Below are 22779 nucleotides of genomic sequence, written 5' to 3' on the forward strand. Positions count from 1 at the left end.
ATTAACCTCATCTTTTTCATTTTCCTTGGATGTCTCTAGTGTATTTGCTGTGTTACAACCAACAATCAGCAAAGATAAAACAACTATAGTTAGAAACTTAAAAACATGCATCATACCACCTGCTTTTTATCTTAAGTAAACAAAGCTTACATTATCACGTGTGTTAAAGGTAAACACTACAGCTTTCGCTATGACAAGCCAAGTCTTTCTAAAGGTGCTGGAAGACTCCTGCTTTCCAAAAGACGAAATAGGAGATAACAGCACCTAAATGCATTTGATTTGTAAAAGGCTTTATCCTTGTACATAGTATGGTTTTCGCCATAAAGAATGGATGGGGATATGCCAAGTTTTTTAGAATACAAACCTTAAGTAGGAGATGAAAGAAAACCTCCACGGATTGAAGAATTCACTTTATATTATCAGCTTTCGTTTATACAAATTAAAAACCTTTGTATTGTGGTTCTTCTTGTTCTAGTTGTTGAATACGTGGTTCAACACTTTTTAATATGGACATGGTTTGTTGCGCTGCATTTTCGTATAGTTGTTTTGCTTGTTTGTTTTCTGTTTGTAGGGCAAATTGTTCAAAACTTGCTTGCGCGCTTTTTAAACCAGCAATAGTTTGCTTCACTTGACTGGAGACAGTCATAAAAGATTCCTCCTTCTTCATACTCATCAATAATTAGAATGCGATAAATAAGTTTTAATTATACTGGGGAAATATTACCTTATATATCCAATTGCTGTAAAATCTATATTAGTTGCGCTTTTTTTGAGAAAAGATTAATTAGGAGAAAAATCCTTAGTATGAAAATATTTTAAAATAATGAAACTTTTTGTGGGGGAAAAACGTCATATATAGTAAGTGGGAGCAGGAGGATGCTTATGAAAAAAAAATCACTTTTATTAATTGTTGTTGGTGGAGTATTGTTTTTGATTATCTTCTATCTTGGCGTAGGAAACCGCGGTATTACCATTAAGGAGACGACTACGAGGTCCAAAGAGGTCGGTGATTTTATATTACATATTCATATCGCAAATGTAGACGAAGGAATTAAAGTATTTAGTTCCTTACAATATACAGGTGAAGGGACGGTAGAGGTCGAGCATCAGGACCCATTGGTATCTGTGGTATTGGGAGATGAGGATCACCAATATGAAAATGATATAACAATAAAGCAACTTAGCAATGGCAATATCTATCACCATCCGAATAGTAATAAAGTGTTTCGAATGGTAAAAGATTCTCCGTGCAAATTGTATTTTAAAGCAAAATTCAAAGTTAATAATGAAGAAATTATTATTGACCATAAGGAGATATTACAAGCATTATAGCCAGCATTCCTGACAGGAGGCTGGCTATTCGTTATAAAAAGCCGCAATATGTTGTGTCTACTTCGCTAATTGTTTTTAATCTGCTTGGTTGTTTATATTTTTCTCATGTAAAAACGTACCAACATCCATTCTAGTAGGGGTAGAAAATTTTCGAACCATTTGCTTTGACCAATTATCATTTCGATTATTTTGTTTCCGTTTTTCATAATAGGAATGCAATTTTTTGTCGAAGTCTTTGATGAATGGTAACTGGTGTTCGAAAGTCTGGTAATGATTTTCATGATAGATCACATCAATTGGTAGACGAGGCTTTTGTTCTGGTTCATGATCAGGATAGCCCACAGCCATCCCAAACAAAGGAACGACTCTTTCTGGAAGCTGTAATAATTCGCTTACCTGATAGACATCATTTCGCAAGCTTCCTAAATAACAAATCCCTAGCCCTAAATCTTCTGCAGCAATCGCAGCATTTTGAGATGCTAACGCCGCATCGACCGTCATAACAATAAATTGTTCAGGGGACGCTAAACTTTGTTGCATTTGCTCTCTATCTTCTTGTGACCCTAATTGCTCGGTACGATGTAAATCACCACAAAACACAAATAAATGTCCATTGTTTTGCACATAAGTTTGACCAGAGATAGCTGCAAGCTTCTCTTTTATACGTTCATCAGTCACACCAATAATGGTATATGCCATTACATAACTAGAAGTCGAAGCCATTTGAGCAGCTTCAACAATGGTTTGAATTTGTTCTTCTGTAAGCTTTTTATCTTTGAATTTACGTATAGATCGATGATTCATAATTGTTTGGATTGCTGAATGTGACAAATCAATTCTCCTTTTCCCTATAATCCTCTTTATCATAAGCGGTTATAATTTTAATTGTCAACGAAGTTAACTTAAAAAGAAAGTCATACCCATAAGCTTTTGTTTTTGGTACACTAACGATATACAAAAGAGATATCATTTTAAGCATGTTTTTAAAGCATCCCTAGCTATACATAGAATAAAAATACAAAGGAGGAAGGCTTATGAAGACATTTAAACTAAAATTATTAAATATCATGGAAGAAAAAAATGGAGAGATAATTCCTAATCAGATACCGTTATTAGATGGTTTAATTATTGATCGTGAGGATGAAAACAATCAGTGGACAATTGAAGTGTATACGGATAATTCATTTCAACCTTATTTTGAATGTTTGCAAAAAACAAAGTCGGAAATCTTACTTCAAGTAAAGATTTCTAAAGAAAGCAATGACATGGCTACATTCATTACTTCGATTATAGGGATAAATGAAATAGGGTCTAATATTAATGTTTTATTTGTAGGAAATATTGTCGATAAAAGAAAAGAGAATATCGAATTCTTATTAACTACATTAATTGAGGAAGGATACCAAGGTAAAGAATTGCTAGAGAAATTTAAGGAATTAACATAAAATAAAAGTTTTTCATCCAATACAGTAGAACTTGCGACTTAAATACTATATTACAAGCATTTTCAATATCTCCTTGATATAATATGGATATATTTGATTTCGCAAGTTTCCATTGTTAGTTGAGATGAAAGAGCTTAACGTACCTTAAAGCTTTGCTTGGTATATAGAGAGATTACTAATTTTGATAGTTAATAAGGAGTAAAAGGTTATGCATTACCAAAAACCAATTGTTCGCTGGGCAAGGAAGTTATCACCGGTCCAGATTTTGTTATTGTTCTATTTTTTTGCTGTACTATTTTCAACTGTCATTTTATCTTTACCGATTGCGCATCAGGATGGGGTGGAAATACCTTTTATTGATGTGTTATTTACAGCTGTAAGTGCTTTAAGTGTAACTGGTCTAAGTTCCATAACAGTAGCAGATACATTAAGTACTACAGGAATTATTCTACTTGCTTGCATTCTTCAACTGGGGGCTGTAGGAGTAATGGCTATCAGTACATTTATATGGCTGTTGCTAGGAAAAAAGATTGGGCTAAAAGAAAGACGCTTAATCATGACGGATCAAAATCAATCCACGTTCGGAGGAATGGTGCGGTTAATTAAGCAAATCGTGTATGTATTACTAACAATAGAGTTAGTCGGCTTTCTTGTTTTAGGGACGTATTTCCTACAATATTTCGACTCAGCTAAAGAAGCTTACTTACATGGTATGTTTGGAACAATTAGTGCTATATCTAATGGCGGGTTTGATATTACTGGCTCCTCTTTAATCCCTTTTAAAGATGATTATTTTGTGCAGTTTATAAATATGTTGTTAATTATCTTTGGAGCTATTGGCTTCCCAGTACTAATTGAAGTAAAGGAATATTTATTTGCTGACTCGGATAAGCGTAAATTTATCCGTTTCAGCTTGTTTACAAAAGTTACGACCAGTACCTTTTTAGTTTTAATCGTTATTGGGGCAATGGGTATGTTTGTTCTTGATTTTCTCCACTTTTTTGCAGATAAATCTTGGCATGAAATTTTGTTTTACTCTTTGTTTCAATCTATTACAACTAGAAGTGGCGGCCTGTCAACCATGGATGTTAGTTTACTTTCAGAACCTAATCATTTGTTTATGTCGCTTTTAATGTTTATTGGAGCTTCCCCAAGCAGTGCGGGGGGAGGTATTCGAACAACGACCTTTATTTTAGTTGTTATTTTTATAGCAACATATGCTAGGGGAGGTAGAAGTATTCGGTTATTTAATCGAGAGGTGTATGATGAAGACTTATTAAAAGCCGTTACGGTTACTCTAATGGCTTTAATACTAGTTTTTACTTCTATTATCTTCATATCAGTAGTTGAGCCGTTTACGCTAACAGAAATTCTGTTTGAAGTGACATCGGCTTTTGGAACTGTGGGACTTTCATTAGGGATAACCAGTGAATTAACATCATTTAGTAAACTGATTTTAATGTTCTTAATGTTTATTGGACGAGTAGGTATTATTACATTTTTATTTATGTTTCGATCAAACAAACAGAGTGGCAATTATCATTATCCGAAAGAAAAATTAATTATCGGGTAAATGAAGTGAGGGGAGAATGGTATGCCAGAACAAGTGGAAGTTTTCCCAATGACACAACAAATGCTTGATCAATTAAGTGATGCGGTTTTGATTATCGATCAATATGGGGGCATTGTTGCTGGCAATGATACAGCAGATGAAATTTTAGGTGTTTCATCTGCTGTAGGTGAGCATATAGATCAATATTTAAAATGCATATCTTTAGAAGAATCCAATCAGCTTACATATATAACACATGTTCATAAACAAATGATTGAAGTTACCATATTACATGCAAGTGAAGGTGATCCTTACTATTTTGTGAAGCTAGTTCTTGTTTCTAAACAAATGCAAGAAATAAGGGAAAAACTGGACACGTTCGCCACGGAGCATTTTAAAGGTACGATACTTTATGTTAAAAAAAATGGGGATATAATAGATGCTGACGCTTACAGCACGCATATGTTTCTTTACTCGAAGCAAGAACTCACGTCGTTATCGATACATAACCTTTTTCCACAAGTTTTTGAGAAGAGGCAATTAACTAAGAAGCAAGTGTTTCATGAACTGCAAGGAGTAACGAAAGAAGGCGGACTGCTTTTTGTTGAATTATTACAATATGATTTAAATGACACCATAGGCGTTTGTTTCTTAAAAGATGTAACAGAGCAAGTAACAAATAAAAATCGAATTGAGTACCTTGCTTATTATGATGAATTGACAGACTTGCCAAATCGTTATTATTTTGAATATGTACTAACAGAAGCAATTGAAAACAATGAGGAACAGCAATTTATTGTGGTTTATATGATCGATTTGGATTACTTTAAAGAAGTTAATGACATACTTGGTTATGCGGTAGGTGATGAATTAATCCGCCTTTGCGCTCTCCAATTGAAAAAATTTTTACATGTAGATACATTCATTGCAAGAATGAGTGGAGATAAATTTGTCATTATGCAAATAGGGATGAGGAATAAAAGGACAGTAATTGAGTTTGCTAAGAAACTAATTCAAGCTTTTAAGAAACCTATCACCATTAATGGATATGATATCTACACAACCGTAACAATCGGAATCAGCCTATTTCCTCATCATGGTACTACTGCTGAAAATTTAATAAAACACGCGAATTCTGCTATGTATGAAAGTAAAAATAATCAACGGAACAGCTACAAAATATTTGAATCAGCTATTTCTGAGAAATTTCAATCGACCGTAACACTAGAAAGTGAACTTCGGCACGCATTTAAAGAAGATCAACTAGAGCTTCATTATCAGCCACAGGTCGATTTCAAAACAAATGAAATTATAGGAATGGAAGCTCTATTGCGCTGGAACCACCCAGAAAAAGGATATATTGCTCCTAGTGAATATATAGGTATCGCTGAGAAAACCGGTTTCATTATCGAAATTGGTGAATGGGTATTATATCAGGCTTGTAAACAAAATAAAAAATGGCAAGATCAAGGGTATAAACCAATTACAATTAGTGTTAATTTATCCGCTATACAATTTCACCAAAAAAAATTTTTACAAAAAGTAGAGCATATTTTAGATCAGACTGGATTATCACCAACTTATTTGGAATTAGAAATAACAGAGACGATGGCCATGACGAATGAAAAAACAGTTTTACATACTTTACGGGAGTTGCAAAATATAGGAATACCAGTATCGATTGACGATTTTGGGACTGGCTATTCTTCTTTAAAGTTGCTTAGTTTATTTCCAATTACGAAATTAAAAATAGATAAAATATTTATGGATCAAAGTCATGAAGAGAACCGCATGATTGTAAAATCAATTATTCAACTATGCCATTTACTGAATTTGAAAGTTGTTGCAGAGGGAGTAGAAACAGAAGAACAATTTGCCTTTTTAAAGGCGGAACAGTGCGACCAATTGCAAGGTTACTATTTCAGTAAAGCTTTACCATCCGAAGAAGTTGAACAGCTGTTACTTAAAAAGAACAATAAAGCAAATTGATATAAAATGAAATAAAAAAGAACAGCTTGTGCCTTAAGGAAGGCACAAGCTGTCTCCTTAACGTATTTAACAGTAAAATGCAGCACCTACAATGATTAATAAAATAAAAAGCACCACAATTAACGCAAAGTTGCTACCAGTTCCGCAACCGTAACCGTAGCCATAACCACCGTAGCCTGGGTTTCCACAGCCTCCGCCATATCCGAATCCCATCATTTCACCTCCTAATAATCTTACACTTATACCATATGCAATTAGGTAAGAAAAGTTTGGACGTTTATCCTAGATAATTGAAACACGCCTTAAGAGATGTATAGAATGACTGGATTTTCAAGACTTTTCTTTTAATTATAAGGGAGGCTAAAACCTACTTTACTGAATATATGCTACTGGAACAATAAGAGTTGACACAGAGAAAAAATTAGTATGTTTTAAACATTATTAGAAAGACTTGGCTTGTCGCCAAGTCTTATGGCGAATGGCATAGTTTTTCTTATACTATAAACATTTAAACTTTTATACTTTCCTATAGTGTAGATAAATCTTTATCAGTGGGAGTCCTTTCATCCCAACTAATTGTTTAGTAGCTTCAAGGTATGGTTTAAAGACCTTTTACGAAAAAAAGGTGTTTAAGTGCTGTTGGTCTTCCAGTTAGACTTGTCCAGCTTGTATTTGCCAATTTTGAAGACTACTTCAACTTTTATTTGTTAACTTTAATACTGGAAATTTTTGGTTGATCATTCTCATATTTTGTAGTAAATGTATATTCGTACAACTCTTTTTCAGATTTACCTTTATCTTCTACCCGCTTCTCAATGGTTATACTCAATGTAGATTGTACTTGATTATCCTCAGTGATGTTGCTTTTGGGTTCATCAAAAGCTACGTTAATAAAATCGACATAATCATTTCTAAAATCTTTATATGAAGTTTTAGAAAGCATATCATTTGCTAATAATGCATATGCATTTACGTAATCACGAAGTTCAATGCTATCAAGGAAGTAGGTAATTAAATACTCTGCGTCCTCTTTTAATTTCTTAGGATCTTTTTTACTTATAAGGTCAGAAGTGCGGGCAAAGTTCAATTCTTCCGTCTTTGCTTCATTTGACCATGCCTCAATTTGTTTAATGACATCTGTTATAGGAATGCTAAAACCAATAGATCCATCTTTTGTCCCTACAGAATTAATTCCAACAACATTTCCAGTCTTACGGTCAATTAAGGGGCCACCGCTATTTCCTTCTGCAATTTGAGCAGAGATTTGGTAGGCGTTTTTATAATGAAAGCCGTCCACGGACAAATCCCGTTCTTGTCCGGATATAATACCTAGAGTAACTGTATTTTGAAAGCCATGTGGACTACCTAAGGCAATGACTTCATCTCCAGTTTCCGGGGATTTATTTTTCTCTACATTCATAAAGGCTCCAGCAAGCTGAGGGACACGAATGACAGCAATATCCGTCTCCTTTCCTACCCCGACAACAGCGGCTGGATAAATTTGCGCATCTGCCGTTCTTACATAAATTACATCTGCATCTTTAATGACATGTGCATTCGTTATAATATCGCCTTGTTTATTATAAAGAAAGCCCGAACCCGTCAAGCTACTGTCTTCTGTTTGACTTTCAATTTGAATCACATTTTTTTCTGCTTCATGAATGATGGACTTTAAATTAAGCTCCTCATTACTTGTAGTTATTTGGTTGAGAACAGGGTTGCTAATCTGTATACGCTCCTGTTTCCATTGTTGATACATAGTAATAAGTAGAATAAACCCGATGAGAAGAATAATACTTGATAAAATAACCGGAATATATTTATTTTTTATCATGTGCTGCACCTCAATTGAAAAAGCAATTTATTTCGTATACCAAGCTATCGTCTCCACTTCAGCGGTTAACTCCTGATTAATATTTACATCATAATGGGTAAATTCAAAGTGGCCTGTTTCTTCAGGGTATAATTCTTCAGGATATACGTATACTTCATTTGTCAATATTGCTTCACCCTTATCCGTAGTAATGCTATATTGCACCCTAATGGAGTTAATAGGAATAGTTGCAACGCTTTGTACTTGTCCTTTTACTACAAGGTTTCCTTGATCATCTTTGGTTGTTTCAATTTGTTTCAGTTTAATAGCATCAGATTCATTCATTTGCTGTTCTTTATTTGCTGTATTCATTGCTTGTTCTATTCTACTTTGCTGTGCAGTTTCAAATGCTACTTTTTCTTTATCCACCGTTGTTTGTAAGCTTAACAACTTTTCTGAATCTGGTGCATATTTTAATCCGTCTTTGACGATAAGGTTGGCATCACTAAATTGGTTGTTCTTTAATTGCTCACTTGCTTTAGCAAACACAAAATTAACAATTTGCTCACGTATAGTAGCTGTTAATTGTTCAGCTTCTTCAGTTTCAATGGATACAGCGTCCCAAAGCAATACTTTTAATTGATCTATTTCTGGTTCTTGTTTTAGTGCCTGTCTTAATTTCTCTATATTAATCTTGTTCCTTTGTTTTGTAACACGTTCAACCAACTTGTTTACAGCTTCACCATTATAATCTTGCAAACCTTTCTCTGATTCATTTAAAATTTCTAAGGCTTGTGTATATTTTTTTTCTTTAAGCAATTGGTCCGTTTTTTGTAGTGTTTGTTCCATCGACAAAGCTTGGTTCATAAAGGCTAAGGAAATTTCGGCTTGTTGGAAATTATCCTTCATATCAAGGGCGTCTTGAAATAAGGACTGTGCTGTTTTAAAATCCTGATCCAGTACCTTTTCTTCACCTTTTGTGTAATAATCTTTAGCTTTCGCAGTACGCATTTCCAAAGTGACATATAAAGAAATAACAAAAAATAATAAAATAACTGTAGATAGTATTGGTGATTTCCACCGTTTAAAAAAGTTTGGTTTACTACTAAGTCGATGATATCTATCTTCAGGAAGCATTCTTCCACATTTCATACAATACGTCTCATTCTCTTTTGTTAGAGTGCTACAATAAGGACAATGAAGCATGCAATCACCTGCTAATCTAGGATTTATCATGGATATACGGTGCTGTAAGATTCCACTTCACGAATTGGAAAAGCCTAAGTCTGACAAGTGTAAATTGGAGATAACAGCATCTTCACGCCAATACGTATAATAGCTTTTAGATATAAAAGTTTAAGATTACGTATAAGCAAAACGACAGCGTTTTTTCGCTATAAAGACTAGCATAAGTTTAAGTCTCTAGACAAGCCTTGGGGTGAAGGAACCATTCTACTGACGAAAAATTTGCTTTGTTTGTCATAACAACCATGTAATTATATTTTATCATATTTTTTCTTTCCAACGTTATTTAAAATTGGTATGATATACTGGAGTTGTATAGTGGGGGATTGTTCTTAAGTTTGACTAAAATGTAAACGTGTGGCAGTGAACTTTTGAACATTCGTACTTAAATATAGTACATGATTTAGGGGGTGCAACTGTTATATGGAAAATATGGAAATTACATTTGCGGTTATTTGTTTCGCCATTTTAATACTGAATCTTGGTTATTGTGTATTTGACAGTGAAAAGTAAATTCATGGTAAATTTACAACTAAAACATAACTTTTGAAGTGTATGGGGCATAAATATTCTAAGGGAAATTGTGTTTGTGTTATGCTTCTGAATTGAATAAGAAAATAAGATAGAGCTGGACAATTATTATCCAGCTCTATCTTGTTAGTGTCCATTGATCAAATGGAAAAATTACAAACTCTGACCGTCCAATAATTTCATCTTCTTCAATGTAACCTAATCCATTACGACTATCCTTGCTGATGGCACGATTATCGCCCATTACGAAATAACTGCCTTCAGGAATTTTTTCTGGCCCATAATTACCAGATTGGCGTTGCACCTCTTCACTTAGAAAAGTTTGGTCATATCTTTCCCCGTTTATATAGAGACTACCATCGTTTATTTCAATTGTTTCCCCAGGCAGCCCAATAACACGTTTCACATAATTTTTATAAGGTTTTTCAATAATAACAATGTCTCCGCGTTCTGGCTCATCAAGAATATATATAAGCTTATTAAAAATTACTCTTTCACCGTTTTGGAGAGTGGGGTCCATGCTTTCTCCTTCAACAATAGATGTTGCGAAAATAAATGTTTTTATAAAGAAAGCAATTAAAATCGCAATAATAATTGCTTTTGCCCATTCTATCCATTCGTTTTTCTTGTTTGATTTTGTCACCGAAGACATCCTTTCCCAAAAAACATTTCACTAATATAGTAGCACAGAGATAGTAACTAAGCGAGCGTAAAAGCTTAAATTCATATTCATTTACCGGTAGAAACTCTTCGTATTAGCACTTTAACTAATTTATCCATGTTTTAATTCATTTGAAATTGGAAAAACAAGTAAGGACTAAAATAAATATTTGGCGTTTTTGAATAAGAATAAAGGCCTTTAGTCCTGTTATAAGTTGCAAAAATAACTACTGTTTCAATTTGCATATGCGCTATTCTTTTTTAAAACTCGAATAGCGACAGGCCAAGCTTTTTAATAATTTACGAATAGCTAAAAGCTTGTCATATTCTGTCAACCTATGCTACATTTAATGCAAGTCTGTATTATATAAAAGTGATCATAAGGTAATTGTCTAATCAATATTACCATCCTCATGACTATTAGCTAGGCTATTTGCACTATGTTGCAAATTTTTATCTTGATATAATGTGCTGTAAGACTTTCTAAAAAGGAAGGCTGACGTTAATGAGTTCCATAAGTTTTCGATTTGTTTAAAGGGCTTTAGCACCTGACTTTTAGGCCATAAACCAACAAAGGTCGACTGCAAATTCAGAACGGGTTTGCTATGATATACTACAGAAAAAGGAGGTAGCTCTTTATCTACAATGAACACGACAGATGAATTATTAAAACGTATAGAATATTTACGGTACCGAATGACAGAAGTTGCTTTAGAGAAAGGCTTTACTAATTTAGAAGCCATTGAATTAAGTCAAGAATTAGACAAGTTACTAAACAAATATGATATGGAAAGACAATTTCAATCAAAGCATACGGAATATTAATCTAATGGGTGTTGTTGTAAATACGCTTCTAAACGATCTAGTCCTACATTTAGTGTATGCTTATCGTAGGCGTAAGAAAGTCGCATATATCCTTCCCCTAATTTCGAGAAGCTGTTACCAGGAACTAAAGCAACTCGTCCTTTTTTAACCAAATCTAGTCCAAAGGTGAATGAGCTCGTATTTGTGAATGGAAAATAAGGAAACATGTAAAATGCGCCATTTGGATTTGGGCAGTGTAACCCCATTTTTTGTAATCTATCGTATACGTAGTCTCTTCGTTCATGGTAAGCTGCTTTCATTTTTTTTGTATCCTCTAACCCTTCAGTTAATGCTTCTAATGCTCCATATTGGCTGATAGAAGTTGCGCAAGACACATTGTATTGATGCACTTTTATCAACTCCTTCGAAATCCAGTCTGGGGCAAGTGTGTACCCAATTCGAAACCCTGTCATGGAATGTGATTTGGATACCCCATTAATGACAATCGTTTTCTCTTTCATACCGGAAAAACTCGCAATGGAAGTATGTGGATAGTCATAAGAAAGCTGACTATAGATTTCGTCAGCCAACACAAACAACTGTTGGTCTTTTAATACGTTTGCAAATGCTGCTAATTCCTCTTTGGTATAAGACACGCCAGTTGGATTGGACGGGTACGGGAGAATAACACATTTGGTTTTGGACGTAATATGTTTTTTTAAAATGTCTTTTGTCAATTTTAAATTTGTTTTCGTTGTATCCATATAGATGGGAATAGCACCAGCCAAACGGATTAATGGTTCATAGCCAGGATATATAGGCGCTGGTAGCAATACTTCATCACCAGGATTTAAAATGGTACGAAAAGTGATATCGATAGCTTGTGAAGCTCCTACGGTGACGATTACTTCATTTTCAGGCGAATAGGACAGTTCATAGTTTGATTCGTAAAAATGAGAAATAGCTTTACGTAATGGGAGTATACCAGCGTTATGTGTATAAGATGTATGGTTAGACATTAACGCTTGAATAGCTGCTTGTTTAATATGTTCAGGAGTTTGAAAATCTGGTTGACCTATAGTTAAAGATATAATATCGTCTTCCGTTGAAACCATATTAAAGAATTTACGAATGCCTGATATTTCTATTTCTTTTACATGTTTATTCAATAAGTGTTGCATAAAATAACCTCCGACAGTAAAATTGGTTTAATTGTTAAAAAATATTTAAAAATTTGTGATCTAGTGTATATAAAAATAGGGTATACTTATAGTACAAGTATAAAAGGAGTGTATCATATGAGACCTAAAACGTTAAATTTTGAGCAATTAGTAAAGAAAAATAAGCAAGAATTGCTTGAAGATGAGCATAGTATAACACGGATCGAAAAGAAGTTAGAAAGCAAACAGATCGAACTAGTAGAAAAAAAGCGAGATAAGAAAGTAAGTTTATAAATGAACCAGAAAAATTGGTTTTAATATTCAGACTGTTTTTTCTGTTCTTAAAAAACGAAACAGAAAAAACAGTCTTTCAGAAAAAGAATACTAGCTTGTTAGCCTGCTTTTTTTATAAAGCTAGCCTTCTTTTTTGGTTGATGTTGCATCAATAGAATGGTCCCTAAAATAATAACCATGCCAATAATTTGTTGGAAGGTAAAAGTCTCTTTGAAAATAAAGATACCGATTATCATAGCAACTACTGGTTCAACAGTGGTTAAGATAGATGCTTTAGAGGCTTCAATATCTTTTAACCCCCACGTATAAATAATATACGCAAAAGCAGTTGGTAAAAATCCAAGACCAAATGCATAAAGAATAACGGTGGGGTGTAGCAGTAACATTCCTTTTTCTGCAAAAGGGAAAAAAGGGGTCAGCGCAATGGCTGATGTAACAAAAGTATATGTAGTAATACTAAGGGTTGAATATTTTTTTAATGCAAACTTACTAAAAATGCTGTATAAAGCGTAGCCGAAACCAGCTCCTAACCCAAATAGAACTGCTTGGAAAGATACAGTATTCATATTTGATGGAAAGAATTCAATAACTAAAGAAACACCAAGGAAAGTAAATAGTAAAGCAGCTATTTTTTCTTTGTTTAAGGTTTCTTTTAAGAAAAAGGTCGACAGGATTACTACGAAAGCAGGACCTGTATATAAAAGAGCGGTTGCTACAGGAATGGTGGTAAGTTCCATTGTAGTAAATAAACAAAAATTAAAAAAAGAAATACTTAAAATGCCTGTTCCAATAAAGTATTGAATATCTTTTACAGTTCGCAATTTTAATTGCTCTTTAGCAAACAGAAGTAAGTAAACAACCAGCATTATTGCTGCTGTCCATGCTCGTAAAATAACCACCTCTATAGGGGAAAATCCATAATCATAGAGTTGGTTCACATACCAACCAATCGTACCCCATAATGCAGCCCCAAGTATAATGAATATATATGCTTTCTTCAAAGCTAACCCCCGTTTTAGATGTGACATAGTTTACAATAACTTATTAACACGATAAGAAACCATCGTGACTCGCTCGAGAGCGCAAGCCACTCTATCATGAAAACTTTTGCTTTATACTGTTTAGATTCTTAAAGTATTGCCTCAAATTATATTGTAAACAGAGTTTTTTCATACAAAGTATAAATGCATCTTTAATCATGGGAGATTTACTCATTCCAAATGATTATTAGTACTGCAAGGATAGGAACGAACCTCTTACAAATAAAGAGGTTTCAGTGCTGTTATCTTCCATTTAGATTGCATCTCTCCATTCTTGAAGCGGGAGCCTTAAAAGCCCCTTATATCCATATCAAATTGTATGGAAACCACCTTCAACATATTATATCAGAAATCAATTAAAAATTTAATCTATTCAAAATATAAATATTGGAATAGATGATTGCATCCCATTCTTGTTCACTTTATAAACTTTTAGCACATAATCACTGTGCATACGGGTTGGATGAAAAAATAAACGCTTTATCATCGCGTGCTTATTGAAGTTGCGTTTTGTTCTCGCCTTTTTAAAAAAAATAGTAGGATGCTATAAAACCGGGTTATTCCGATGTATGCTAGTCATTAAAGTTGGCAAAGATAATAGGGGATAAATATGCAACGGAAAGGCTTGGATTACATGGATTTCATTTTAGAAATACTAGACCCATTAAGACTGGATAGGAAGTATTGGTATATCATTTTTCTAGTTAGTTTGTTCAGTTTTATTTATTTTATTTCACGGTCATTTATTCGATGGATAATTCATCGTAAAGCATTGTTACTTCTTTCTTATATTATTATTAGTTTATTCGTTCTCTCTACCTATTTTGCAATCAGCTTGCTAAATGGCGGAATTAATATTAGTTTTTTTCAGTCTTTTCCGCTAATTATGCAATCATTAGCTGCTTTTGGTTTATTACTAATTTTTAAAGCTATGATCAGAAGTTGGTTGAAATAAATGTTAACGATTCCGCTATAAACAAGCATGTTGTCATCCTTCATTTGGCAAATTAAAGTGCGAAGGCTTTAGCCATAAGACTTGGTGACAAGCCAAGTTTTTCTAACGTTCATTCGTAAGATGATTAGCCTTTAAGCTGTCAATGTTGTAAATGATCATTTGTTGTTTTACATATTCAGCTTCTTAAACTCAGCTTGCCTATAATCGATCAAACCTTTACAGCAAAAGCGATAATTGCATATGAAAACCATGATTCTTATACTTTGCTATAGGGGAGACACCGTACGCCCGTCTATCTACTGTTTTTATCTTGAAGATTTTCAAGCCATTGAAATACAGGATGGTGGATCCGCTCAGGATTGGTAATTTCTTCTGGAGCTGCATGGATAACAACTTGTTTTTCTTCTCCTGATAGTTTTTCAAATTTGTCTTTTAAAGCATGGGTTTGCGTAGCATACTTATGAAGTTCATACATGAAATCATTATATTCCATCATATAATTATCCTCTCCTTTTAAAACAAAACATTACAACACCTTACAATTGCTCTTGTATATGTTATACCTTGTTGAGAAGAAGTTAAAACATACAATAATTGTAAGCATCTTAGTGGGGATAATTTATATTTGTAAAGTTAACGCATTAAGCTATCGTATAAAGTATACTCATTAATGACGATGTGTTTTTTTTGCCCAGTTCATTTTACCTAAAGATGATGGAGTGTAATAGGGAGAGCTTCGTTTGCTAACCCTTTTTGTTTTTTGAGAAGATTTGTTTACTTTCCAATTCAAGTAACTGTAAATTATTTTTTTTGCTTCTGATAAAGACATTTTTGTTTGGGGGTTACGGTAACTCTCATCCAATTCTCCTAAATGCTGTAATTCTTTGAAATCATCTTTCGTTGGAGGTACATGAAAATAGTAATTAGCAACTTGAACGAGTAGAGTGGAATGCTGATTACTATATTTAGGGTGTTTAGAGAAGTGTAAACCCACCTTTTTTGCTAAATTTTTTTTAAGTAACTCGTTTATCGTTGCTTTTTTTATATAATATAAGTGTTTTGGATCAGGAGCTGTTTTTGCGTGTCGGTTAACTGTATAAATTGCTTTTGCTAGATCGTCAAGTTGCTCTGATTCATTCATCCTATGTGCTCCTCCTTAGGAAATTAAGTTGTCTATATCCTATCGTAACAAGTAACTAGATGCAAGGGAAGTAGTGTAAAAGAGTGTATATAACAGTTTCATTGAAGTAAATTTCCCCTTATCTAAACCTTTGATTTCAATGTGTACATATTAATTTCTGGTTTACATAGAAATCGAAAGGGGAGTCGAGTCGTACCTATGCCGCTGCTGACAAACAACTGAAAACGGCCTTCATTCAAGGTGTATTTCCCTTGTACATAATTTTCAGCATATGCTGGGCTGTAAAGATGACCTATAAATGGAAAGCGAATTTGTCCACCGTGACTGTGTCCTGATAGCTGCAAGTCTATTGGATGGTTTTTGGCTTTATCTGCGAAGTCCGGTTCATGAGCCAGTAAAACGGTAAAGAGGTTCGTATTCACTTGCGCTAGAGTTTGGTTAATATTTGGTTTGCCTAACATCAAATCATCAATGCCAGCTAAATTAAATGCAGCATCCTTTAATTTAATTGAAACACAACTATTTTGCAATAGTTGAAAGCCTGCTTTTTCCATTACATTATAAACAACTTCTGTTCCATACCCACCATGATCATGGTTTCCGTAAATCCAAAACTTTCCTTTTGTAGCTTGCAACCCTTTCAATATATCAATTATGGTATTATCCCAATGAAAATTTTGAGGCTCATCCACTAGGTCACCAGTAAACACAATTAAATCGGCTTGTAACCCATTGATTTTTGTTACTAACTCTTTTAATTGCTCTAATGTGTAATGAAAACCAATATGCGTATCTGAAAATTGAACGATTTTGAATTGGTCAAACGCTTTTGGAATTTTACTAGACGCAACCGTATTTTTATTTACGTGGAGTAAAATAGGTTCGACATCTTTAGCGTAGTAAAACGTTCCTCCACTTAAACCTAACAAAGTAAATAAACTACCGAGGGATTTTTTTAGAAAAGACCTTCTATTCATATGTGACAAACCTTTCTCGCACTATAGGAAAGTATAAAAATTTATAGTATATATAAAACGACGGCGCTTTTTCGCCTATAGAGTTTGGCTATCAGCCAGGTTTTCTAACATTCATTAGATTAAAATTATAACATGAAAATAGGAAAATAGAATCCAATTTCAATTATATTTGTGCTAGTCTAGGAAATTATAAAATTTTGCAGCTGTGGATAAACGTACTAAGTTATTTAGCCACGTCCGACTCCAGCGCCCAGCAACTAGGCGACTTCACGAATCGCCCTACGATAAGTCATCATTGGTTCGTGCAACACCACCTCACCATGATTCCTAAAACTTTAGTTGCTTCGTTCCACTCGCTACGTTGCTAACCGGGCGCTTGCGCCTTTGTACGCTATAAATTGAAAAAAGAAGAATTAAAATGAAGAAGTAATTTGCGCAGAGTAGATAAGGGAACATGCAGCAGGATTTTGAACCTGCTGCATGGTTTAATGAGAACAGTCCTCGCATTCCTCTTGAATTCTTGCATTTTCTCCTTCAAGTTGCAAAGTACAATGAGAAATGGAAAAATTTTTCTTTAATAAATCGTTTGCCTTCATAAGTAGGTTGTCCCTATCAATAGAATCTTGTACTACAAGATGGCAGCTTAGTGCAGGAAATTCAGAAGTGATAGACCATACATGTAAATCATGGACGTGTTCAACACCTTGAAGTTCCAGCAGTTGTTTCTTAATTTCTTTAACATCAACATGTGACGGTTTACCTTCCATTAAAATGTGAATGGAATCTTTTGTTATTCGAATTCCAGATATAACGATTAAAAATGCAACAATAACACTGGCAATGGGATCTGCAATATTCCAGTTAAAAAGCAAAATAAGAATACCTGCAATAATAGCACCAATAGAACCTAATAAATCACCAAAAACATGAAGCAAGGCGCTTCGTATATTCAAATTTTCCTGTGAATCTCCCCGCATCAGTACCCAAGCTGCGATAATATTTACAGTCAGCCCAATGATTGCAATAATCATCATGCTTGCACTTACATTTGGCGGCTCCATAAAACGTTGAAATGCCTCATAAAATATATAGATGGAAATAACGATTAAAGTTACACCGTTTATAAACGCAGCAATTATTTCAAATCGTCGGTACCCATAAGTTTTAGAAGTATTAGCTTGTCGTTCTCCAATTTTAAATGCTAATAAGCTTAAGCCAAGTGCTGCTGCATCGCTTAGCATATGTCCAGCATCTGAAAGAAGTGCAAGACTGTTTGTTAAAAACCCTCCAACTGCTTCAACAACCATAAAAAATGTTATTAATATAAAGCTGAATAAAAGAGCTTTCTTGTTGCTCGTTCCATGATGATGGCCATGGCTATGATTATGCTCTTGTGCCATATAATAACCTCCTAGCTAATATGTTTCGTATGTTCAATTGTTTGTTCCAAAACATTCATCACATGGTAATCGTCTGGTGAGTAATAATAGGTTGTCTTTTCGCGTCTGTTTTTAACCAAACGTAATTGTTTTAAATACTTTAGTTGATGGGAGATTGATGACTGGTGCATTTCCAGTCTTTTTGCAATTTCATTAACGGAACATTCTTTATGAAACAGCAAGTGTAGAATTTTTATTCTCGTTGGGTCAGATAAAGCTTTAAATGTTTGCGATACAACGTCAAGTAGTTGCTCATCAATAGGCTGATAGTCCATGAAAAAACTCCTTCCCATTATAATATGTACATATGCACATATTATAATTCATACATATTTTATATGCAATTATAATGCAATTTATTTTGCTTCTTGCTTTACTATGGTAAAATAAATGTAGTCTGTTCTCCGTCTTATATTTATTTCACGCTATAGAAGGTTTTAAAAGTTTAAAAATATCGTATAAAAAAGCTATTGCTTTGGCGATTCATACTTAGTAATAAACCGAGTTTTTCTAAACAGCAAACCTTCTATATGAAGAATGAAAAAAGGGGTGATGTGATGAGCATGTTGCAAAATCAATATTTAACAGACATTACGTTAGGCGAAATAATGATTCCTTCCGAAAAAGTCGCACATGTTCAAGTAAACAATCCGCTAGAACATGCTTTGCTCGTATTAGTAAAGTCTGGATATTCAGCTGTTCCTGTTTTGGATCCATCATATAAGTTAGTTGGCATTATTGGTAAAACGACGATTTTAGATCAAATACTAGGTTTGGAACGATTTGAATTCGAACGTCTGTCAACGATAGTGGTAAAAGATGTATTAAATGATGATGTCCCTTGTTTAACAAAAGAAGATTCTTTGATGAAAGGTTTAAACGCTGTCATTAATCATCCATTTGTTTGTGTTGCTGATAAGGATGGATATTTTGATGGAATTTTAACACGAAGAGCAATATTAAAACAACTTAAAAAAGATATGTATGCTGCAAAATAAAAAAGGGTTGAGGTATAAAAAAGACAACCGTGTAAAAATGAACAATAAAGTTAATCCTACAAGCAGTGAGAGGTATTTTACGACCGCTGTTGTTAGTAGCTTTAGAAAAAGTTAGTTGCTTGTTCCGAGTCTTTATGACAGAAGACATTAAAATTTTATATTTTTTTGTAGCGTAAATTAGCCGAACCATTATCATTTCATTGTTCGGCTTTTGCTATAAGTATGTTCTCATCCCTCTCCTTTTAAACGAAGTGGTAAAGAAAGAGCTAACCAATTTTTGAGTTCTCCCAGTTTAGTCGAATAGTAAAAGGAAGTAGGTATTGATTGCGACAAAAAAAGTGATCTGCTAAATTATAAAGTAGTACATAACTAGGAGGGAAACATGAAATGAAAATGATGGATGGAAACGAGATTATTAATTTTATTTCGAATAGTAAAAAAAGTACACCTGTAAAGGTATATATAAAAGGAGAAGGTTTAGATCGTTTATCTGCGGATAACTCAATCCAAGCTTTTATAGAATCAAAGAGTGGAGTCTTGTTTGGTGAATGGGATGATATTCAAAAGTTACTTGAAGAATCTAAAGATATGATTCACGATTATGTCATTGAAAACGATCGTCGTAATTCAGCTATTCCATTACTAGATTTAAAAGGAATTAATGCTCGTATTGAACCAGGTGCAGTCATTCGAGACCAAGTTGATATTGGTGACGGCTGCGTGATTATGATGGGAGCAATGATTAATATTGGCTCCGTGATTGGTGAAGGTACGATGATTGATATGAATGTTGTGCTTGGTGGACGAGCTACAGTAGGTAAACATTGTCATATTGGTGCTGGAACAGTGCTAGCGGGAGTGATTGAGCCCCCATCAGCAAAACCAGTGATTGTTGAAGATAATGTAGTTATTGGTGCAAACGTCGTTGTTTTAGAAGGTGTTACTATTGGAAAAGGTGCGATCGTTGCTGCAGGTTCAATCGTAACAAAGGATGTAGCGCCAAATACGCTTGTAGCTGGAACGCCTGCGCGGGTACTAAAAGAAATCGATGAGAATACGAAGTCAAAAACGGAAATTAAACAAGAGCTTCGTAAACTAAATGACTAAGTAAGGGAATGACGGCATGTTAGATTTACAACAAATTCGTCGTAAATTACATCAAATACCTGAGCTGGGTTTTCAAGAAAAGAAGACCCAGCAATACTTGTTGGAAAATATAAAATTACTAGAAACAGATAAAGTATCTATCAAGTTATGGGAGACAGGTATTCTCGTCTTTGTGGAAGGTAAGGCCCCAACAAAAACAATTGGTTACCGAGCAGATATAGATGGTTTACCAATAACTGAACAGACAGGGCTCTCTTTTTCATCGAAGCATGACGGGAAAATGCATGCGTGTGGTCACGATTTTCACATGGCCATTGCTTTGGGGGTATTAGAGAAGATTATCTTAGAACCAATGAACGATCATTGCTTATTCATCTTTCAGCCAGCAGAGGAGGGGCCTGGCGGAGCATTACCATTACTTCAATCTGAAGCATTTCAGTCATGGCGTCCGGACATCGTATTTGCTCTACATATTGCCCCTGAGTTGCCAGTAGGAACAGTTGCTAGTAAACCTGGTTTACTGTTTGCAAATACGAGTGAATTGTTTATTGATTTTGCTGGAAAAGGCGGGCATGCTGCTTATCCTCATTTAACGAAAGATATGACAGTGGCTGCTAGTAGTTTTGTGGTTCAGATGCAACAAATTGTTTCTAGAAATGTGAATCCACTTGAAGCATCTGTTGTTACAATTGGTAAAATGCAAAGCGGATTTGTCCAAAATGCGATTGCTGGGACTGCCCGTTTAGAAGGGACTATCCGCACACAACATCCTGATAGTATAAATACAGTTAAAAACCAACTAGAGAAACTGATTAAAGGGTTTGAGATTGCTTACGATTGTAAGATTGAAGTGGATTATGGAGCGAACTATTATCAAGTTTATAATCAAGCTGAACAAGTAAAGGAATTCCGTCAGGCATTAGCTGGTAGTAATGTGCATTATCAAGAAGCAGAAGCTGCTATGACTGGTGAAGATTTTGGATATATGCTCAAAGAAATACCAGGTTTTATGTTTTGGCTTGGGGTAGACTCTGCTTATGGTTTGCATCATGCACAGTTAAATCCAGATGAAGCTGCTTTAGGCGTTGGCGTGGAGGCTGTTCATTTAACTTTTTCCAAACTTTCTCAATAAAATATGTATATGTTTCCTATAAGTAGCAAAATATAAGGTATGTTTAGTTGAAAAGGACTAGAGAGTGTTAGAGCTAGATCTTTACAGTGAAATGTAACTTTTCAGCGTATACATTCAATCTGGAATATCCTTATTCTAAAACTTTTTAAGCTACTTTGAGGAGGTAATGGAATGGCGAGAATTGGTGTTGAAACGACGCTTAGCGATGTAAAAGAAGCACTCACAGAAATGGGGCATCATGTAGTGGATTTGCGTGGAGCAGAGGATGCAGCTTACTGTGATTGTTGTGTAATTTCTGGCCAAGACAAAGATGTAATGGGAGTCATGGAGGCGGAAATAGCAGGTGCTGTTATTAACGCACAAGGTATGAATACAGAAGATGTGTGTAATGTAGTGAATCAAAAAGTTGTTTAATCCACCTTCTATATCCTGAGAACGTTTTTATGTTATACCACATATAAAAATATAGAAGAATTGTTTTCAGGGTATAGGAGGAAGCTTTTATGCGTTTAGGTCAGCAAATTCCCGATTTTGATACCACTTGTGAATGGTTGAATAGTGAACCTTTATTAATAGGTGACAAACCTACTTGTTTTCATTTTTGGTCTATTAGTTGTGTTCTATGTAAACAAGCGATGCCGCATTTTATAAAGCTTTGTAATGAATATAAAAGTAAAGTACAATTTATTTCAGTTCATACGCCATTATCTGATACAGATAACAACTTGCTTGAAATTAATAAAGTGGTGGAGGAACAAGAACTGAAAGTACCTATAGCTGTCGATCATAATGAAAGCATTTCAGATGCATTTCAAGTAACATATGTTCCAGCCTATTATGTATTTGATGAATTTGGAAAGTTACGTCATATCCAGCGTGGTAAAACAAATTTAAACATGCTTGAGAAAAATATTTTGCGTATGATTTAGTTTAATACGATAAGCGTCTCCTTTTTTATACATATAAAAGGAGGCGCTTTTTATATTATAGCTAATAAGAAAGTATACTTTAGAAAACTGGATTGTTAAGTTAAGTTTTTCTAACATGTTACACCTTTAAAATTATAAAGTAAAAAATTTTAAAAAAATTCGGCAAAACAGTAGAAATTTATTTCGAAACCCGTTATATTATATGTTACGTAATTAAAAACTTGAGGGAGGCACAT

At 34.3% G+C, this 22779-nt stretch carries 25 protein-coding genes; 12 read left to right on the top strand and 13 right to left on the bottom strand.

The annotated features are described in order from the left end of the window. Positions 1–439: 439 nt before the first annotated feature. The gene (locus HLX49_RS12015; RefSeq protein WP_073005461.1) at positions 440–646 is read right to left on the bottom strand and encodes a DUF1657 domain-containing protein; all 207 of its coding nucleotides are present in this window, start codon (positions 644–646) and stop codon (positions 440–442) included. A gap of 236 nt (positions 647–882) precedes the next feature. Between HLX49_RS12015 and HLX49_RS12020 the strand changes: the two genes are divergently transcribed. After that, positions 883–1332: a hypothetical protein gene (locus tag HLX49_RS12020; protein WP_077704560.1), complete on the top strand. Its 450-nt coding sequence runs from the start codon at positions 883–885 to the stop codon at positions 1330–1332. Between the two features lie 75 nt (positions 1333–1407). Here HLX49_RS12020 and nfsA read toward each other — a convergent pair whose 3' ends face one another. After that, positions 1408–2163, bottom strand: a complete 756-nt coding sequence (gene nfsA / locus HLX49_RS12025) for an oxygen-insensitive NADPH nitroreductase (protein ID WP_296362138.1) — start codon at positions 2161–2163, stop codon at positions 1408–1410. A 203-nt stretch (positions 2164–2366) separates the two neighbouring features. Between nfsA and HLX49_RS12030 the strand changes: the two genes are divergently transcribed. The 3 genes from HLX49_RS12030 (at position 2367) to HLX49_RS12040 (ending at position 6318) form a co-directional block, all read left to right on the top strand. Beyond that, positions 2367–2777, top strand: a complete 411-nt coding sequence (locus HLX49_RS12030; protein WP_077704555.1) for a YwpF family protein — start codon at positions 2367–2369, stop codon at positions 2775–2777. Between the two features lie 208 nt (positions 2778–2985). Further along, positions 2986–4350, top strand: coding sequence for a TrkH family potassium uptake protein (locus HLX49_RS12035; RefSeq protein ID WP_101934082.1), 1365 nt, complete (start codon positions 2986–2988; stop codon positions 4348–4350). Positions 4351–4371: 21 nt separating this feature from the next. Beyond that, entirely contained in the window at positions 4372–6318 is a 1947-nt protein-coding gene (locus HLX49_RS12040; protein WP_296362142.1) for a sensor domain-containing protein, read from the top strand. A 66-nt stretch (positions 6319–6384) separates the two neighbouring features. Here the strand turns inward: HLX49_RS12040 and HLX49_RS12045 are convergent, their stop codons facing one another. From HLX49_RS12045 to lepB, 4 genes are all read right to left on the bottom strand, one after another. Then, positions 6385–6534, bottom strand: coding sequence for a YjcZ family sporulation protein (locus tag HLX49_RS12045; RefSeq protein ID WP_073005450.1), 150 nt, complete (start codon positions 6532–6534; stop codon positions 6385–6387). Between the two features lie 484 nt (positions 6535–7018). Continuing rightward, positions 7019–8152, bottom strand: a complete 1134-nt coding sequence (locus tag HLX49_RS12050; protein ID WP_077704548.1) for a S1C family serine protease — start codon at positions 8150–8152, stop codon at positions 7019–7021. A gap of 27 nt (positions 8153–8179) precedes the next feature. Further along, the gene (locus HLX49_RS12055) at positions 8180–9283 is read right to left on the bottom strand and encodes a zinc ribbon domain-containing protein (protein ID WP_296362145.1); all 1104 of its coding nucleotides are present in this window, start codon (positions 9281–9283) and stop codon (positions 8180–8182) included. Between the two features lie 742 nt (positions 9284–10025). After that, positions 10026–10559, bottom strand: coding sequence for a signal peptidase I (lepB, locus tag HLX49_RS12060; RefSeq protein ID WP_101934078.1), 534 nt, complete (start codon positions 10557–10559; stop codon positions 10026–10028). Positions 10560–11212: 653 nt separating this feature from the next. On the opposite strand from lepB, the gene HLX49_RS12065 reads away from it, so the two are divergent. After that, positions 11213–11392, top strand: coding sequence for an aspartyl-phosphate phosphatase Spo0E family protein (locus HLX49_RS12065; protein WP_077704539.1), 180 nt, complete (start codon positions 11213–11215; stop codon positions 11390–11392). Here HLX49_RS12065 and HLX49_RS12070 read toward each other — a convergent pair. Then, positions 11389–12552 (bottom strand): aminotransferase A, encoded by a 1164-nt coding sequence (locus tag HLX49_RS12070; RefSeq protein WP_101934077.1) that lies wholly within the window; start codon positions 12550–12552, stop codon positions 11389–11391. The genes HLX49_RS12065 and HLX49_RS12070 overlap by 4 nt on opposite strands. Positions 12553–12669: 117 nt before the next feature. On the opposite strand from HLX49_RS12070, the gene HLX49_RS12075 reads away from it, so the two are divergent. Beyond that, positions 12670–12825 (top strand): FbpB family small basic protein, encoded by a 156-nt coding sequence (locus HLX49_RS12075; protein ID WP_077704533.1) that lies wholly within the window; start codon positions 12670–12672, stop codon positions 12823–12825. Positions 12826–12923: 98 nt separating this feature from the next. On the opposite strand, the gene HLX49_RS12080 is transcribed toward HLX49_RS12075, so the two are convergent. After that, a complete protein-coding gene (locus HLX49_RS12080; protein ID WP_296362150.1) occupies positions 12924–13826 on the bottom strand; it encodes a DMT family transporter in 903 nt (300 codons plus the stop codon). A 649-nt stretch (positions 13827–14475) separates the two neighbouring features. Here HLX49_RS12080 and HLX49_RS12085 point away from each other — a divergent pair. Beyond that, positions 14476–14820, top strand: coding sequence for a hypothetical protein (locus HLX49_RS12085; RefSeq protein ID WP_296362152.1), 345 nt, complete (start codon positions 14476–14478; stop codon positions 14818–14820). Between the two features lie 292 nt (positions 14821–15112). Here the strand turns inward: HLX49_RS12085 and HLX49_RS12090 are convergent, their stop codons facing one another. The 5 genes from HLX49_RS12090 to HLX49_RS12110 all read right to left on the bottom strand — a co-directional run bounded on the left by HLX49_RS12090 (position 15113) and on the right by HLX49_RS12110 (position 18652). Beyond that, positions 15113–15316: a hypothetical protein gene (locus HLX49_RS12090; protein WP_237342742.1), complete on the bottom strand. Its 204-nt coding sequence runs from the start codon at positions 15314–15316 to the stop codon at positions 15113–15115. Positions 15317–15487: 171 nt separating this feature from the next. After that, complete coding sequence (locus tag HLX49_RS12095; RefSeq protein WP_077704524.1) at positions 15488–15961, bottom strand: YkyB family protein; 474 nt, start codon at positions 15959–15961, stop codon at positions 15488–15490. A gap of 122 nt (positions 15962–16083) precedes the next feature. Continuing rightward, entirely contained in the window at positions 16084–16938 is an 855-nt protein-coding gene (locus HLX49_RS12100) for a metallophosphoesterase (RefSeq protein WP_077704521.1), read from the bottom strand. 485 nt (positions 16939–17423) lie between these two features. Next, positions 17424–18338, bottom strand: coding sequence for a cation diffusion facilitator family transporter (locus HLX49_RS12105; protein WP_296362154.1), 915 nt, complete (start codon positions 18336–18338; stop codon positions 17424–17426). 11 nt (positions 18339–18349) lie between these two features. Continuing rightward, a complete protein-coding gene (locus HLX49_RS12110; RefSeq protein WP_296362155.1) occupies positions 18350–18652 on the bottom strand; it encodes an ArsR/SmtB family transcription factor in 303 nt (100 codons plus the stop codon). A gap of 282 nt (positions 18653–18934) precedes the next feature. Here HLX49_RS12110 and cbpB point away from each other — a divergent pair, with 282 nt between their 5' ends. From cbpB to HLX49_RS12135, 5 genes are all read left to right on the top strand, one after another. Beyond that, positions 18935–19375: a cyclic-di-AMP-binding protein CbpB gene (cbpB, locus tag HLX49_RS12115; RefSeq protein WP_077704509.1), complete on the top strand. Its 441-nt coding sequence runs from the start codon at positions 18935–18937 to the stop codon at positions 19373–19375. A 387-nt stretch (positions 19376–19762) separates the two neighbouring features. Continuing rightward, on the top strand, positions 19763–20482 hold the full coding sequence (dapD, locus tag HLX49_RS12120) for a 2,3,4,5-tetrahydropyridine-2,6-dicarboxylate N-acetyltransferase (protein WP_101934072.1): 720 nt from the start codon (positions 19763–19765) through the stop codon (positions 20480–20482). Positions 20483–20498: 16 nt separating this feature from the next. Further along, positions 20499–21614 carry an N-acetyldiaminopimelate deacetylase gene (locus HLX49_RS12125; protein WP_296362159.1) on the top strand — a complete coding sequence of 372 codons (1116 nt, stop codon included), beginning with the start codon at positions 20499–20501 and terminating at the stop codon, positions 21612–21614. 171 nt (positions 21615–21785) lie between these two features. Next, positions 21786–22028, top strand: coding sequence for a YkuS family protein (locus HLX49_RS12130; RefSeq protein WP_077704500.1), 243 nt, complete (start codon positions 21786–21788; stop codon positions 22026–22028). 89 nt (positions 22029–22117) lie between these two features. Then, a complete protein-coding gene (locus HLX49_RS12135; RefSeq protein ID WP_296362161.1) occupies positions 22118–22543 on the top strand; it encodes a TlpA family protein disulfide reductase in 426 nt (141 codons plus the stop codon). Positions 22544–22779 lie beyond the last annotated feature (236 nt).

This window comes from Virgibacillus sp., assembly GCF_013393565.1.
Taxonomy (GTDB): Bacteria; Bacillota; Bacilli; order Bacillales; family Amphibacillaceae; genus Virgibacillus; species Virgibacillus dokdonensis.

Bases quoted from the DNA above. Each gene is read 5' to 3' on its own strand.
- HLX49_RS12045 (WP_073005450.1), bottom strand. From the start codon at position 6,534: ATGATGGGATTCGGATATGGCGGAGGCTGTGGAAACCCAGGCTACGGT.
- HLX49_RS12050 (WP_077704548.1), bottom strand. From the start codon at position 8,152: ATGATAAAAAATAAATATATTCCGGTTATTTTATCAAGTATTATTCTT.
- HLX49_RS12100 (WP_077704521.1), bottom strand. From the start codon at position 16,938: ATGAATAGAAGGTCTTTTCTAAAAAAATCCCTCGGTAGTTTATTTACT.
- HLX49_RS12030 (WP_077704555.1), top strand. From the start codon at position 2,367: ATGAAGACATTTAAACTAAAATTATTAAATATCATGGAAGAAAAAAAT.
- HLX49_RS12085 (WP_296362152.1), top strand. From the start codon at position 14,476: ATGCAACGGAAAGGCTTGGATTACATGGATTTCATTTTAGAAATACTA.
- cbpB (WP_077704509.1), top strand. From the start codon at position 18,935: ATGAGCATGTTGCAAAATCAATATTTAACAGACATTACGTTAGGCGAA.
- HLX49_RS12040 (WP_296362142.1), top strand. From the start codon at position 4,372: ATGCCAGAACAAGTGGAAGTTTTCCCAATGACACAACAAATGCTTGAT.
- HLX49_RS12095 (WP_077704524.1), bottom strand. From the start codon at position 15,961: ATGAATGAATCAGAGCAACTTGACGATCTAGCAAAAGCAATTTATACA.
- HLX49_RS12110 (WP_296362155.1), bottom strand. From the start codon at position 18,652: ATGGACTATCAGCCTATTGATGAGCAACTACTTGACGTTGTATCGCAA.
- dapD (WP_101934072.1), top strand. From the start codon at position 19,763: ATGAAAATGATGGATGGAAACGAGATTATTAATTTTATTTCGAATAGT.
- lepB (WP_101934078.1), bottom strand. From the start codon at position 10,559: ATGTCTTCGGTGACAAAATCAAACAAGAAAAACGAATGGATAGAATGG.
- HLX49_RS12055 (WP_296362145.1), bottom strand. From the start codon at position 9,283: ATGAAATGTGGAAGAATGCTTCCTGAAGATAGATATCATCGACTTAGT.
- HLX49_RS12125 (WP_296362159.1), top strand. From the start codon at position 20,499: ATGTTAGATTTACAACAAATTCGTCGTAAATTACATCAAATACCTGAG.
- HLX49_RS12130 (WP_077704500.1), top strand. From the start codon at position 21,786: ATGGCGAGAATTGGTGTTGAAACGACGCTTAGCGATGTAAAAGAAGCA.
- HLX49_RS12105 (WP_296362154.1), bottom strand. From the start codon at position 18,338: ATGGCACAAGAGCATAATCATAGCCATGGCCATCATCATGGAACGAGC.
- HLX49_RS12035 (WP_101934082.1), top strand. From the start codon at position 2,986: ATGCATTACCAAAAACCAATTGTTCGCTGGGCAAGGAAGTTATCACCG.
- HLX49_RS12090 (WP_237342742.1), bottom strand. From the start codon at position 15,316: ATGATGGAATATAATGATTTCATGTATGAACTTCATAAGTATGCTACG.
- HLX49_RS12070 (WP_101934077.1), bottom strand. From the start codon at position 12,552: ATGCAACACTTATTGAATAAACATGTAAAAGAAATAGAAATATCAGGC.
- HLX49_RS12020 (WP_077704560.1), top strand. From the start codon at position 883: ATGAAAAAAAAATCACTTTTATTAATTGTTGTTGGTGGAGTATTGTTT.
- HLX49_RS12075 (WP_077704533.1), top strand. From the start codon at position 12,670: ATGAGACCTAAAACGTTAAATTTTGAGCAATTAGTAAAGAAAAATAAG.
- HLX49_RS12015 (WP_073005461.1), bottom strand. From the start codon at position 646: ATGACTGTCTCCAGTCAAGTGAAGCAAACTATTGCTGGTTTAAAAAGC.
- HLX49_RS12135 (WP_296362161.1), top strand. From the start codon at position 22,118: ATGCGTTTAGGTCAGCAAATTCCCGATTTTGATACCACTTGTGAATGG.
- HLX49_RS12065 (WP_077704539.1), top strand. From the start codon at position 11,213: ATGAACACGACAGATGAATTATTAAAACGTATAGAATATTTACGGTAC.